Origin of the sequence: Amycolatopsis bartoniae, from assembly GCF_014191255.1 — a bacterium.
Lineage (GTDB): Bacteria > Actinomycetota > Actinomycetes > Mycobacteriales > Pseudonocardiaceae > Amycolatopsis_E > Amycolatopsis_E bartoniae.
Window position 1 is genome coordinate 1702270 of record NZ_JACHWH010000001.1, and the last position, 13431, is coordinate 1715700.

General features: G+C 71.6%; 12 protein-coding genes. 7 read left to right on the plus strand and 5 right to left on the minus strand.

What is annotated here, in order from left to right:
- The first annotated feature begins 51 nt into the window (after positions 1-51).
- Complete coding sequence (locus FHX82_RS08215) at positions 52-1449, plus strand: class II fumarate hydratase (RefSeq protein ID WP_145934052.1); 1398 nt, start codon at positions 52-54, stop codon at positions 1447-1449.
- A gap of 118 nt (positions 1450-1567) precedes the next feature.
- Positions 1568-2122 (plus strand): sigma-70 family RNA polymerase sigma factor, encoded by a 555-nt coding sequence (locus FHX82_RS08220; RefSeq protein ID WP_145934053.1) that lies wholly within the window; start codon positions 1568-1570, stop codon positions 2120-2122.
- Here FHX82_RS08220 and FHX82_RS08225 read toward each other — a convergent pair.
- Positions 2111-2680: a TetR/AcrR family transcriptional regulator gene (locus FHX82_RS08225; protein ID WP_145934054.1), complete on the minus strand. Its 570-nt coding sequence runs from the start codon at positions 2678-2680 to the stop codon at positions 2111-2113. The genes FHX82_RS08220 and FHX82_RS08225 overlap by 12 nt on opposite strands.
- A gap of 74 nt (positions 2681-2754) precedes the next feature.
- Here FHX82_RS08225 and FHX82_RS08230 point away from each other — a divergent pair, with 74 nt between their 5' ends.
- Complete coding sequence (locus FHX82_RS08230; RefSeq protein ID WP_145934055.1) at positions 2755-3702, plus strand: DMT family transporter; 948 nt, start codon at positions 2755-2757, stop codon at positions 3700-3702.
- Entirely contained in the window at positions 3615-5129 is a 1515-nt protein-coding gene (locus FHX82_RS08235; RefSeq protein WP_145934056.1) for an ATP-dependent DNA ligase, read from the plus strand. Before FHX82_RS08230 ends, FHX82_RS08235 begins: the two co-directional genes overlap by 88 nt.
- Positions 5130-5675: 546 nt before the next feature.
- Here FHX82_RS08235 and FHX82_RS08240 read toward each other — a convergent pair.
- Positions 5676-7202 carry a CehA/McbA family metallohydrolase gene (locus FHX82_RS08240; protein ID WP_221215359.1) on the minus strand — a complete coding sequence of 509 codons (1527 nt, stop codon included), beginning with the start codon at positions 7200-7202 and terminating at the stop codon, positions 5676-5678.
- A 79-nt stretch (positions 7203-7281) separates the two neighbouring features.
- On the opposite strand from FHX82_RS08240, the gene mgrA reads away from it, so the two are divergent.
- A complete protein-coding gene (gene mgrA / locus FHX82_RS08245) occupies positions 7282-8307 on the plus strand; it encodes an L-glyceraldehyde 3-phosphate reductase (RefSeq protein WP_145934057.1) in 1026 nt (341 codons plus the stop codon).
- 10 nt (positions 8308-8317) lie between these two features.
- Positions 8318-8923 (plus strand): MBL fold metallo-hydrolase, encoded by a 606-nt coding sequence (locus FHX82_RS08250; protein WP_145934058.1) that lies wholly within the window; start codon positions 8318-8320, stop codon positions 8921-8923.
- On the opposite strand, the gene FHX82_RS08255 is transcribed toward FHX82_RS08250, so the two are convergent.
- Positions 8920-9354: a DUF309 domain-containing protein gene (locus FHX82_RS08255; protein ID WP_145934059.1), complete on the minus strand. Its 435-nt coding sequence runs from the start codon at positions 9352-9354 to the stop codon at positions 8920-8922. The genes FHX82_RS08250 and FHX82_RS08255 overlap by 4 nt on opposite strands.
- Before the next feature lie 34 nt (positions 9355-9388).
- Between FHX82_RS08255 and guaB1 the strand changes: the two genes are divergently transcribed.
- Complete coding sequence (guaB1, locus tag FHX82_RS08260) at positions 9389-10828, plus strand: GMP reductase (protein ID WP_145934060.1); 1440 nt, start codon at positions 9389-9391, stop codon at positions 10826-10828.
- Positions 10829-10848: 20 nt separating this feature from the next.
- Here the strand turns inward: guaB1 and phoH2 are convergent, their stop codons facing one another.
- Both phoH2 and FHX82_RS08270 read right to left on the minus strand, forming a co-directional pair.
- Positions 10849-12135, minus strand: a complete 1287-nt coding sequence (phoH2, locus tag FHX82_RS08265; protein WP_145934139.1) for an RNA 5'-3' helicase PhoH2 — start codon at positions 12133-12135, stop codon at positions 10849-10851.
- Between the two features lie 439 nt (positions 12136-12574).
- A complete protein-coding gene (locus FHX82_RS08270; protein ID WP_145934061.1) occupies positions 12575-13351 on the minus strand; it encodes an isoprenyl transferase in 777 nt (258 codons plus the stop codon).
- Positions 13352-13431 lie beyond the last annotated feature (80 nt).

Genomic DNA, 13431 nt, shown 5'->3' on the forward strand with positions numbered 1-13431 from the left:
CGTGCCGAAGCACACGAAGCGAACGCCGCGCGGCTGCGCGAAACTGGCGTCATGGCTGAACAGGAATACCGGATCGAACACGACACGATGGGCGAAGTGAAGGTGCCCGTCGACGCGCTCTACCGCGCGCAGACGCAGCGCGCCGTCGAGAACTTCCCGATCTCCGGCCGCGGTCTCGAGCGCGCCCAGATCCGCGCGCTCGGCCTGCTCAAGGGCGCGGCGGCCCGCGTCAACGCGCGTCTCGGGGTGCTCGACTCCGCCCTCGCCGACGCCATCGCGGAGGCCGCCGACGAGGTCGCCGAGGGCAGGCACGACGCGCACTTCCCCATCGACGTGTTCCAGACCGGTTCCGGCACCTCGTCGAACATGAACGCGAACGAGGTGATCGCGACACTGGCGAGCCGGAAGCTGGGCTCCGACGTGCACCCGAACGACCACGTCAACGCCTCGCAGTCGTCCAACGACACCTTCCCGACCACGATCCACGTCGCCGCCACCGAGGCCGTGCTGACCGACGTGATCCCCGCGCTCGGGCACCTCGCGGCGACGATCGAGCAGCGGACCGCGGAGTGGCAGGACATCGTGAAGTCCGGCCGCACGCACCTCATGGACGCCGTGCCGATCACCCTGGGCCAGGAGGCGGGCGCGTGGGCGGCGCAGGTCCGCTACGGGATCGAGCGGCTGCAGTCGGGCCTGGAGCGGCTGGGTGAACTGCCGATCGGCGGCACGGCGGTCGGGTCCGGGCTCAACGCGCCCGAGGGCTTCGGCGCTTCGGTGGCCGCGGAGCTGGCGCGCGTCACGGGTCTGCCGCTCACCGAAGCCCGCAACCACTTCGAGGCGCAGGCGACGCAGGACAGCGTGGTCGAGACCTCCGCGCACCTGCGCACGGTCGCGGTGTCCCTGGCGAAGATCGCGAACGACCTGCGGTGGCTCGGTTCCGGCCCGCGCACAGGTCTCGCCGAGCTGGCGCTGCCGGACCTGCAGCCGGGCTCGTCGATCATGCCGGGCAAGGTGAACCCGGTGATCCCGGAGGCCACGCTGCAGGTGGTGGCGCAGGTGATCGGCAACGACGCGGCGGTGGCGTTCGCGGGTTCGCAGGGCAACTTCCAGCTCAACGTGAACCTGCCGGTGATCGCCCGCAACGTGCTCGAGTCCGCGCGGCTGCTCGCGGCCGTGTCCCGGCTGCTGGCGGACAAGGTGTTCGCCGGGATCACGGTGAACACCGAGCGCACCAAGGAGTACGCCGAGGGTTCGCCGTCCATCGTGACGCCGCTGAACAAGTACATCGGCTACGAGGAGGCGGCCGCGGTCGCGAAGCAGGCGCTGAAGGAGCTGAAGACGATCCGCGAGGTCGTCATCGAGCGGGGCTACATCTCGCAGGGCAAGCTCACCGAGGCCCAGCTCGACGAGGCGCTCGACGTGCTACGGATGGCGCGCGGCGGTAAATGACACCGAAGGGCCGCCCGCGCCGGTGGGCGGCCCTCGGAAAAGTTCGCGCCGGGGATGAACCGGTCGTGTGCGGGGTCCGTGCTGGTGTGCATCGCCAGTCCGGAGGAAGGACGCCGCAGTGCACGACGACGACATCACCCGGGACGCGTTCGCCGCCGCCCGGGGCGACGCGGCCGCCGCCGGGCGGTTCGTCGCGGCCACCCAGCGCCAGCTGCACCGCCTGCTGTCCTACCTCACCAACCCCGCCGTCGCGGAGGACCTGACGCAGGAGACGTACCTGCGGGCCTTCGCCGCGCTGCACTCCTACGAGGGTCGTTGTCCCGCAAGGATGTGGCTGCTGACGATCGCGAAGCGGGTCGCCGCGGACCAGCTGCGCGCCAACCGCCGTCGTCCGGTGCCGGCGCAGACCGACGACTGGACGAGCGCGGCCGAACGCGGCGGCGCGACGACGCCCGACCACGGCAGGCTCGTGGTGCTGCGGCGGCTGATCGACCAGCTGGACGCCGAACGCCGCGACGCCTTCGTGCTCACGCAGGTGGTCGGCCTGTCCTATGCGGACGCGGCCGAGGTGTGCGACTGCGCCGTGGGCACCATCCGCTCGCGCGTCTTCCGCGCCCGTGAGGAGCTGACGGCCGCCGTGCGCGGCGCGGAACGCGTGGCCTCACCCGGCTGAGGCGTCCTCCAGCAGCTGCCGCGCCAGGCGTTTGGCGTTGGCCACGGCGTCCGGGACCACGCCGAGGGACGCCGCGACCGTCGCTCCCTCGAACAGCACGAACAGCGACTCCGCGAGCCTTCCCGGGTTGCGCATCCCCGTCACCAGTTCCCGGAAACAGCCCAGCATCCACTCCTTCTGCGCCCGGATCGCACGTCTGCCGGGGTGGTCGCCGTCGGGCAGTTCCGCGTGCGCGTTGACGAACCCGCAGCCACGCCAGTTCTCCTCCGCCATCCACTCGGCCAGCGCGTCGAACACCAGCAGCGGTTTGCGTCCCGGCGCGACGCGGGGGCTGCGCGCCAGGACCGCGCGCACGTGCTCGCGCCAGCGTTCGTCCCGCCGGTTCAGGTACTCGCCGACGAGCGCGTCCTTCGAGCCGAACCGGTCGTACAGGGTCTTCTTGGTCACGCCGGCGGCGGCGGCGATCGAGTCCACCCCGACCGCGTGGATCCCCTTGGCGTAGAACAGTTCTCCCGCCACTTCCAGCACCCGCCGCGCGGCCGGGGTCAACGTCTCCACGGTTCGAGACTATACCGACCTGTTTAGTTCCGCCAGTCCCTCGGGTATACAGGTCGGTATACTCAGGAGGTCTCATGTGGACTGTCGTGCTCGGCGCCGGCCTGGTGCTGTTGTGGAGCTCGGGGTTCGTCGGCGCCACGATGGGGACCGCGTCGGCCACCGCGATCACGTTGCTGGCCTGGCGGTTCCTCGTCGCGGGCGGACTGCTGCTGGCGTGGCGGCGGCCGCGGATCACGCCGCTGCAGGTCGCGCTCGGCCTGCTGTCGCAGGGCGGCTACCTGTTCGGGGTGTACGAGGCGGCCGACCTGGGTGTCGCGGCCGGGACGTCCGCGCTCATCGCGGCACTGCAACCCGTCGTCACCGCGGTGTTCGGGCAGCGGCTGCTCGGTGAGCGTGCCGGGCCGCGGCAGTGGGTCGGCCTGGTCATCGGGCTCGGCGGTGTCGCGCTGGTGGTGGGCGACGACCTCGCGGGAAGCATTGCCCCGCTGTGGGCGTACGCCCTGCCGTTCGGCTCGATGCTGGCACTGGTGGCGGCGACGCTGATCGAACGCAGGGTTTCGCCGACCACCTCGGTGGGTGATTCGCTCGTCGTGCAATGCGGCACCAGCGCCGTGTTGTTCGCCGGACTCGCGGCGGTGACCGGGCAGCTGGTGCCACCGATGACCGGCTCGTTCTGGTTCGCGGTCGGCTGGATCGTCGTGTTGTCGACCTTCGGTGCCTACGGCTGTTACTGGGCGCTGCTGCGCCGGACGTCGGCGACCACCGTGTCGAGCCTGCTGTACCTGACCCCGCCCACCACCATGCTGCTCGCCTGGCTCATGTTCGGGCAGGGGCTCACCGGACGGGGACTGCTCGGCCTGGCGATCTGCCTGGTCGGAGTGGTGCTCGTGCTGCTTCCCCGGAAATTGTCGGTGCCCCGGGGCAGAATGTCCCCATGCTGCTCGCCGACCTCGTCACCGCTTCCGCGGCACTCGCCGCCACGCGATCGAGGAAGGCGAAAATCGCGACGCTGGCGGAGCTGATCACCCGGGCCGCAGCGGATGAGCTGCCCGCCGTCGTCGCGTTCCTCACCGGTCAGCCCAGCCAGGGGCGGATCGGCACGGGATGGCGGACGTTGGCCGAGCTGGGGGCGCCACCGGCAGCCGGGTCCGTGCTCACCGTCGGCGAGGTGGACGCGGCCTTCGGCGAGGTCGCGGCCACGGCAGGCAGCGGTTCGGCGAAACGCCGCGCCGAGACGCTGCACGAGTTGTTCGCCCGCGCCACAGCGGGTGAGCAGGAGTTCCTGTTCCGGCTGCTCACGGGCGAGCTGAGGCAGGGTGCACTGGAAGGGGTGATGATCGACGCGATTGCCGCGGCCGCGGAAGTGCCCGGTGAGGCGGTCCGGCGTGCCTTCATGCTGTCCGGACAGCTGCCGGTCACGGCGCTGGCCGCCGTCACGGGCGGGGAGCAGGCGCTGGGCGAGTTCCGGCTGCGGCTGGGCAGGCCGCTGCGGCCGATGCTGGCTTCGCCCGCGGAGTCGCTCGACGAGGCGCTGCGCGAGCACGCGTCCGCGATCGTCGAGTACAAAATGGACGGTGCGCGCATCCAGGTGCACCGCCAGGGCGACGAGGTGCACGTGTACACGCGGACGCTGCGTGAGATCACGCGGAGCGTCGGCGAGCTCGTGCAGCTCGTGCGCGAGCTGCCGTGCGAGTCCGTGGTGCTGGACGGAGAGACGCTCGCGCTCACCGACGACGGGCGGCCGCGGCCGTTCCAGGAGACGATGAGCCGGTTCGGCAGCAGCCGCGAGGAGCAGGTGCGCGAGCTGTTGCTGCGGCCGTACTTCTTCGACTGCCTGCACCTGGACGGCCGGGACCTGCTCGACGCGCCGCTGCGCGAGCGGAACGCCGCGTTGCGCTCCGTGGTCGGCGAGCACCTGATCCCGGGTGCGGTGGAGCCGGACGACGCGTCGGCGATCCTGGACGCGGCGCTCGATGCCGGGCACGAGGGCGTGATGGTGAAGTCGCTGGACTCGGTGTACGCGGCGGGGCGGCGCGGGCGCGCGTGGCTCAAGGTGAAGCCGGTGCACACGCTGGACCTGGTGGTGCTGGCGGCGGAGTGGGGGCACGGCAGGCGGACGGGGTACCTGTCGAACCTGCACCTGGGCGCACGGGACCCGGACGGCGGGCCGCCGATCATGGTGGGCAAGACGTTCAAGGGGCTCACCGACGAGCTGCTGGCGTGGCAGACGAAGACGTTCCAGGAGTTGGCGGTCCGCCGCGACGACTGGACCGTGTACCTGCGGCCGGAGCTGGTGGTGGAGATCGAACTGGACGGCGCCCAGGTCAGCTCACGCTACCCGGGCGGCGTGGCGCTGCGGTTCGCCCGGGTGGTGCGCTACCGCCCGGACAAGGAACCCGCCGACGCGGACACGATCGACGCCGTGAGGGCAACGCTGAAAGGCGGGTGACCGGGTCCGGGCCACGTCGGGCACGGTGGTCAGCTGACTCGGCGCGACGAGTGTGGCGATAGGTGACGGCGCCGAGCCCGGCGCCCCGGGCTGGGCCGGGCGGGGTCCCGGGCTGCGGCAGCCCGCGCCGCCCCGCGCGCCACGCTGCCGCGCGCCGGGCCACATCAGGCCGGGGCCACGCGCCAGACCGGGCCACACGCCAGGCCGAAGCCGCACCGGGCCACGCCCGCGCCACGCCAATCCACGCGCCCCGCGCGCCGCGCCGCCGCGCGCCGGGCCACATCAGGCCGGGTCCACGCGCCAGACCGAAGCCGCACCGCACCACGCCGCGCCAGCCCCTGCCGCCCCGCGCGCCACGTCCCGCGCCGCCGCGCACCGCGCCGCCGAGTGTCGGTCCGCGCCGGGCTACGCACTGCGCCGCCGCGTGCCAGTCCGGGCCGCCCCGCGCACCACGTCCCGCACCGTTCCGTGCACCGCGTGCCAGTCCGCGCAGCCCCGCGCACCACGTCCCGCCCCGCGCCGGGTCACCACCGGGGCCGGAAACCCCTACCGGCCCAGGAAGATCGGGTTCGTCATCGCCGCCATGGCGCCGAAGTTCAACCCCGGCGACAGCGCCGGGGCGCCTGCCGTGCCGTCGGACAGGGGGTGGCGCACCTCGGCGCGGACGTACTTCGACACGGCCGGTGTCGTCAGCCAGGTGACGCTGCCGGTGCCGCTCGCGGGCAGGCTCTGCTGCAGGATCTGCCCCTCGTCCGTGATGAGCCGGACCGTGCCGTTCGGGACACCGCGCACGTCGAGCCGCACCGCGATCTTGTCGCCGTCCGCCACCGCGAGGCGCTCCCCGATGCCCGCAGACTGCCCGCGCGGGCCTGCCGCCGTGAACGACAGATCGACATCCGCCGACTCGGCCAGCCAGTTGCGGCCCGCCTTGATGCCCTTGAGGATCGCGTCGCGGCTCAGGTCGTCGGCGTACACCACGTTCTGCGGCAGCCCGATGACGTTGTCCGGGTTGTGCGCATCGCTGTTGCCCATGGCGGGCAACCAATTCCCCTTGCCACGCACCGAATCCACGAGCATGTTGTCCCAAGTGGACACCGTCGCGTCGTCGTCCCACGTCCACGGGCCGTTCCACACCTCGACGGCGTCGAAACCGTCGTAGCCGAACTTGAAGTTGCACGCCACCCACGGGCAGTACGGGTGCGCGGCCACGCACAGGCCGCCGACGCGGTGGATCGCCCGCTGGTAGTCGTCGATCGCGTTGTCCGTCGAGCGGTAGCGCCAGTCGACGAACTGCCCCGGCTCCAGCCCGAGCGCGAGCCAGTGCCCGTTGCGGGTGGTGACCTCCTCGCCCAGCATGATCAGCAGGTCCGGCCCCGCGAACTCACCCCACACACCGTGCGAGGACGTCGTGTTGTGGTCGGTCGAGGTGACGAAGTCCAGCTTCGCCGCGCGGGCGCCCGCCGCGACCTCCGTCGGCAGCCGCCTGCCGTCCGAGTGCACCGTGTGCAGGTGGCAGTCGCCGCGGTACCACGCGCGCCCACGGCCCCGTGCCTTCGCAGGCGGGTAGTTCGGCTTGAACGGCTCGCCCGGAGCGCCGAACGTCAACGTCACCTCGACGCGGTAGTTCATCCCCTGCGGCGCCACCTGGTACGGGCCCAGCACGATGTTCCACGTCCCTGGCATGACATCGCCGGGCAGGTACCCGGGCGTCGCCTCGGTGCGGCTGATCGAGAACCGGTCGCGGAAACCGCCCGACCAGCCCCGGAAACCGTCGCCACCCAGCCGCGTCCCGCGCACGTCGAACACGCCGATGTCGCACGAGTTCCCCGGCGTTCCGGCGGGCACCGCGGGCTTGTCGTAGCTGTACACCACCGAAAGCTGGTTCACCCCGGCCGGCACCTGCACGGGCAGGTACACGAAGTCCGGCACGCCGGGGTCGAGGTGCCCGGTGATCACCTTCGTCTGGCTGCCTTCAGCCGCCTCGGCGAAGCTCACCGGCGCCAGCGCCAGTCCGGTACCCACTCCGGCCGCAGCCAGGAACCCGCGACGCGACACGCCTTCCCCGCAGTTCATGCACATGTCCGCACGCTTTCATCCGTGGCCGTCCAGCAGGTGACCGCGAGTTGAACCTTTTCGCCATAGAGTGCTCAGCGTGACCTTCACCGCGGCCGAGAACCGCTACGACGAGATGCAGTACCGACGGACCGGGCGCAGCGGACTCAAGCTGCCCGCCATCTCCCTCGGCCTGTGGCACAACTTCGGCGACGACCGTCCCCTGGAGACGCAGCGCGCCATCCTGCGCCGCGCGTTCGACCTCGGCATCACACACTTCGACCTGGCCAACAACTACGGCCCGCCCTACGGCTCCGCGGAGTCGAACTTCGGCAAGCTGCTGGCACAAGACTTCCGGCCGTACCGGGACGAACTGGTCATCTCCACCAAGGCGGGCTACGACATGTGGCCCGGCCCCTACGGGGACTGGGGTTCGCGCAAGTACCTGCTGGCGAGCCTCGACCAGTCCCTGACGCGGATGGGCCTGGACTACGTCGACATCTTCTACTCGCACCGCTTCGACCCCGAGACGCCGCTCGAAGAGACGATGGGCGCGCTCGCTTCCGCCGTGCAGCAAGGAAAAGCGTTGTACGTCGGCATCTCCTCCTACAACGCGCGCCGCACCCGCGAGGCCGCCGCGCTGCTGCGCCAGTACGGCGTTCCGCTGCTGATCCACCAGCCGTCGTACTCGATGCTCAACCGCTGGGTCGAGGAGGACGGCCTGCTCGACGTGCTGGGCGAGGAGGGCGTCGGCTGCATCGGTTTCGCGCCGCTCGCGCAGGGCCTGCTCACCGACCGCTACCTCAACGGCATTCCCGAGGGTTCCCGTGCCACCCAAGGGAAGTCGCTCGCCCCGGAGTCGGTCGAGCAGAACGTGGACAAGCTGCGGGCGCTCAACGAGGTCGCGAAGCGGCGTGGCCAGTCGCTCGCACAGCTCGCGCTGAGCTGGCTGCTGCGGGACTCGCGCGTCACGTCCGCGCTCATCGGCGCTTCCTCCGTGCGGCAGCTGGAGCAGAACGTGGCCGCGCTGCAGGGCCCGACGCTGACCGACGACGAGCTGACGGAGATCGACGAGTACGCCACCGACTCCGGGCTCAACCTGTGGGCCCGCTCCAGCGAGTCGTAGGGTCGGCAGCATGACGGCAACGGTGCGGAACGTGGTCACCTCGGGCGTGTTCGAGCTCGACGGCGGCACGTGGGACGTCGACAACAACGTGTGGCTGATCGGCGACGACAGCGAGGTCTTCGTCATCGACGCCGCCCACGACGCGGACGCGATCGCGAAGGCGGTGGGCGAGGCGACCGTGCGCGCGATCATCTGCACGCACGCCCACAACGACCACGTCAACGCCGCACCCGCGCTGAGCGAGCGCACGGGCGCACCGATCCTGCTGCACCCGGACGACCGGGTGCTGTGGGACCTGACGCACCCGGGCCTCGCACCGGACGCCGAGCTGGCCGACGGGCAGATCCTCACGATCGCCGGCACGGACCTGACGGTGCTGCACACCCCTGGTCACGCGCCCGGAGCCGTGTGCCTGTACTCGCGGGAACTGGGTGTCGTCTTCACCGGCGACACCCTGTTCCAGGGCGGCCCCGGCGCGACCGGCCGGTCGTACTCCGACCACCCGACGATCGTGCGCTCGATCCGGGAGAAGCTGTTCGCCCTGCCGGACGACACGGTGGTGCACACCGGTCACGGCGCGTCGACGACGATCGGCGCCGAGAAGGCGAACGTCTAGCTCAGCCGCATCGAGCCTTCGGCTCCTGCGCGGACCCACGCGACGAGCCCTGCGACGTCGACGCCGTACGGCGGCTCGGCGGCGTAGGGCTCGATCGCGTCCGCGCCCCTGGCCAGCAGCGTCTGTGCGCCCTTCGCGTTGCCGCGCGCGCGGTGCGTCAGCCCGACGGCGAGTTGCGCGAGGCCCTTCCACAGGCCCCGCTCGGGCCCGTCCGCCGACTTCCAGGCGTCCTCGAACACCTCGTGCGCGTGGAACGGCTTGCCCTCGTCGAGCAGGCGCTGCGCCTCGGTGAGCGTCTCCGCCGGCGTCCGCACCACACCCTCGGGCTGGCGCTCCACCCCAGGTGAGCCGTAGGGCAGCGGGCGCCCCAGCCCGTCGCGCGGACGGGCGTTGCGGGCACGGCCTTCGGCGTCTCGGTCGCGGTCAGCCATGCCTCCATCGTCGCATGACGTATTCTGGGGCCTCGTGCGCTTCCTCGACGGCCATCGGCCCGCCCACGATCTGACCTACGACGACGTCTTCCTCGTCCCGAACCGCTCGGACGTGGAGTCCCGTTTCGACGTCGACCTCGCCACCGTGGACGGGACCGGCGCCACGGTCCCGATCGTCGTGGCCAACATGACGGCCGTCGCGGGCCGCCGGATGGCCGAGACGGTCGCCCGCCGCGGCGGGCTCGTCGTGCTGCCCCAGGACGTGGACCCGGCCGCCGTCGCCGAGATCGTCGGCTGGGTGAAGAGCCGCCACACCGTCTGGGACACCCCGCTGGTGCTCACCGGCGGTGACGCGGTGGCCGACGCGCTGAACCTCGTCGGCAAGCGGGCGCACGGCGCAGTCGTCGTGGTCGACGACGACCACCGCCCGGTCGGGATCGTGGACGAAAACGCTTGCGCGGGCGTCGACCGGTTCTCGCGGCTGGCCGAGGTCGCCGAGCCACCCGCCGTCACCCTGCCCCTGGACACCCCGGCCCGCGAGGTCTTCGAGCGCCTGCACGCCGCCGGCGCCCGGCTCGCGCTCGGCGTGGACGGCGACGGCAGGCTCGTCGGCGTCCTCACGCAGACCGCGGCCCTGCGCGCCGAGGTCTACGCCCCCGCCGTGGACGCGCGGCACCGGCTCCGCGTCGCCGCCGCCATCGGCGTGAACGGGGACGTGGCCGCGAAGGCCGAGGCCGTGCTCAACGCAGGCGTCGACGTGCTCGTCGTGGACACCGCGCACGGCCACCAGGAGAAGATGATCGCCGCGCTCAAGGCCGTGCGGTCGGTGTCGCCGCAGGTGCCGGTGGTCGCGGGCAACGTGGTCACCGCCGAGGGCACGCGCGACCTCATCACCGCCGGTGCGGACGTCGTGAAGGTCGGCGTCGGCCCGGGCGCGATGTGCACGACGCGCATGATGACCGGCGTCGGCCGCCCGCAGTTCTCGGCCGTCGCCGAGTGCGCGGCCGCCGCGCGGGAGCTGGGCAAGCACGTGTGGGCCGACGGCGGGATCAGGCACCCCCGCGACGTCGCGCTGGCGCTGGCCGCGGGCGCGTCCGCCGCGATGGTCGGCTCCTGGTTCGCCGGCACCCACGAGTCCCCTGGCGACCTGCGTTACGACGAGCAGGGCCGCCCGTACAAGGAGTCGTTCGGGATGGCGTCGAAGCGTGCCGTCGCGGGCCGCACCCGCACCGACAACGTCTTCGAGCGGGCCCGCAAGGCACTGTTCGAGGAGGGCATCTCCTCGTCGCGGATGCTGCTCGACCCCGCTCGTCCTGGCGTCGAAGACCTGCTGGACTCGATCTGCGCCGGCGTGCGGTCGTCGTTCACGTACGCGGGCGCGCGCAACGTCGAGGAGTTCTACGAGCGCGCGACGCTGGGCATCCAGTCCGCCGCGGGCTTCGCGGAGGGCCGTCCCCTGCCCACCGGCTGGTGAGCAGGGGACGGCCACGTCCGTCAGCCGTGGTCTTCGAGCATCTCGGTGACCAGTGCGGCGATCGGCGAACGCTCCGAGCGCGTCAGCGTCACGTGCGCGAAGAGCGGGTGGCCCTTCAGCTTCTCGATCACCGCCGAGATGCCGTCGTGCCGCCCGACGCGGAGGTTGTCCCGCTGCGCGACATCGTGCGTCAGCACCACCCGTGAGGCCGTGCCGAGGCGCGAGAGCACCGTGAGCAGCACGTTGCGCTCCAGCGACTGCGCCTCGTCCACGATCACGAAGGCGTCGTGCAGCGAACGGCCGCGGATGTGCGTCAACGGCAGGACTTCGAGCATCCCGCGGTCGAAGACCTCGTCGAGCACCTCCTGGCTGACCAGCGCGCCGAGGGTGTCGAACACCGCCTGCGCCCACGGCTGCATCTTCTCGCTCTCGGACCCCGGCAGGTAGCCGAGGTCCTGGCCGCCGACCGCGTAGACCGGCCGGAACACGACCACCTTGCGGTGCTCGCGCCGCTCCATCACCGACTCCAGGCCCGCGCACAGCGCGAGCGCGGACTTGCCGGTGCCGGCACGGCCGCCGAGGGACACGATGCCGACCTCGGGGTCGAGCAGCAGGTCCAGCGCGATGCGCTGCTCGGCGGAGCGGCCGTGCAGGCCGAACGCCTCGCGGTCGCCGCGGACCAGCCGCACCTGCTTGTCGGGGGTGACGCGGCCCAGTGCCGCCGAACCGCCGCCGAGGAGCCGCAGACCGGTGTGGCAGGGCAGGTCCCCGATGTCGGGCTGCCCGAAGTCGGCGAGGTCGATGGTGCCGCCGTGGAACAGCGCGTCGATCGCCTCCTGCGGCACGTCGACGTCCGCCATGCCGGTCCAGCCCGACGGGGTGACCTCCTGGGCGCGGTACTCGTCGGCGTCCAGGCCGACCGCGCCCGCCTTGACCCGCAGCGGGATGTCCTTGGTCACCAGGGTGACCGTGGTGCGCTCGACGGCGAGGTTGAGCGCGCACGCCAGGATCCGGTGGTCGTTCGAGTCGGTCCGGAACCCTGGCGGCAGGACGGTCGGGTCGGAGTGGTTCAGCTCGACGTGCAGGGTGCCGCCGGCGTCGCCGATCGGCACCGGAGCGTCGAGACGGCCGTACGTGCGCCGCAGGTCGTCGAGCATGCGCAGGGACTCCCGCGCGAACCAGCCCAGTTCGGGGTGGTGCCGCTTCGCCTCCAGTTCGCTGATCACGACCAGCGGCAGCACGACGGCGTGCTCGGCGAACCTGGTGACGGCCCACGGGTCCGAGAGCAGGACCGAGGTGTCGAGCACGTAGGTGTGCCGCTGGGAGTCGGGGGATTGCGGACCAGCCGCTGAGTCGCCGGTGTTTTCCGCACCGGCTGAGGTCCTGGGCGAACGCTGCGCAGTCACGACGGCATCTCCCTCGTGGGCGTGGCACCACGCCCGCACTCGCTGGGCCGAGCACCGCCCTGGCTGACCGCTCCCGCTGAGTTTCAGCGGGTACGACCACGAGGGCCGGGTGCCGGCCCCCTCGTGCGTTGCGCGAACGACTTCACGGCTGGTACCGCCGTCGTTCCCTCAACTACCGCCACGTCCAGGGCCTCCCGGGATGGCCCGCAAGGTCACGGACCATCACTTCGGAAGTTACCTGCGAAATTCCGATCGTGCAGGCAGCCAGGCAGGTGATTCGCCGAAAGGTTGTTTCACCGAAAGTAGATCGTCAGCTGTCGTTCGGTGACAGGCAGTGATGTCAAGTACCGAACCGGCGGTGTCGCCAGGCGTAATCACGCAGCGCACGCAGGAAATCCACTCGGCGGAACGCGGGCCAGTAGGCTTCCGTGAACCAGAACTCGGAGTGAGCGGACTGCCAGAGCAGGAACCCGGACAGCCGCTGTTCACCGGACGTTCGGATGATGAGGTCCGGGTCGGGCTGGCCGGACGTGTAGAGGTGCTCGGAGATGTGGTCGACGTCGAGGATCTTCGCCAGCTCGCGGATCGAGGTGCCCTCGTCGGCGTGCTGCAGCAGGAGGCTCTTCACGGCGTCGGCGATCTCCTGGCGGCCGCCGTAGCCGACCGCGATGTTGACCTCCATGCCCTTGCGGTCCTCGGTGCGGGCGGCGGCGGCCTTGAGGCTGCGGGCCATGTCGGCGGGCAGCAGCTCCAGCGCGCCGACCATGCGCAGGCGCCACGACGTCTCGGGGGCGGCGAGCTCGTCGACCACGTCGACGATGATCTTGAGCAGTGCCTCGACCTCTTCGGTGGCGCGGTTGAGGTTGTCGGTCGAGAGCAGCCACAGGGTGACCACCTCGACGTCGGCCTCGCGGCACCAGGACAGGAAGTCGGCGATCTTCTTCGCACCGGCGCGATGCCCGTCGGCGACGTCGGTGAAGCCCGCTTCGCGCGCCCACCTCCGGTTGCCGTCGAGCATGATCGCGACGTGGCGGGGATGGCGCCCGGCGGCCTGCTGCATCAGGCGCTTGCCGTAGACCGTGTAGACGATCCGGGATGCGATGGAGCGGAGACTCACGTGGATCGAGCGTACGCGCACGGGACGTGGTTCCGGCCACTGGGACTGGCGCAGAACCTACGGTTACGTAACCTGAGAAC